1 protein-coding gene is annotated in these 368 nt (G+C 38.6%); it reads left to right on the top strand.

From position 1 onward, the window contains the following. The coding region (locus B3J44_RS12890; RefSeq protein ID WP_286968790.1) for a hypothetical protein at positions 1 to 368 on the top strand (368 nt) is incomplete at both ends.

The raw sequence follows: 368 nt of genomic DNA, 5'->3' as shown, positions 1-368 counted from the left end.
AAACGTGTGGATTATTCTGCTCGTTCGGTAATTGTCGTTGGTCCAGAGTTAAAATTATATGAGTGCGGATTGCCAAAAGATATGGCTTCTGAATTATACAAACCTTTCGTTATCCGTAAATTGATTGAAAGAGGTATTGTAAAAACAGTAAAATCTGCTAAGAAAATCATTGACAAAAAAGAGCCAGTAGTTTGGGATATCTTAGAAAACGTAATTAAAGGACACCCAGTATTACTGAACCGTGCTCCTACTTTGCACAGACTTGGTATTCAGGCTTTCCAGCCAAAATTAATTGAAGGAAAAGCGATCCAGTTACACCCATTAGTATGTACGGCTTTCAACGCCGATTTCGATGGTGACCAGATGGC

It is taken from the genome of Flavobacterium sp. UBA4854 (assembly GCF_002399805.1).
In the GTDB taxonomy this organism is placed as follows: Bacteria; Bacteroidota; Bacteroidia; order Flavobacteriales; family Flavobacteriaceae; genus Flavobacterium; species Flavobacterium ginsengisoli.
Note: the sequence above shows the minus strand (reverse complement) of the source record. Positions and strands in the feature narration are given on the sequence as shown.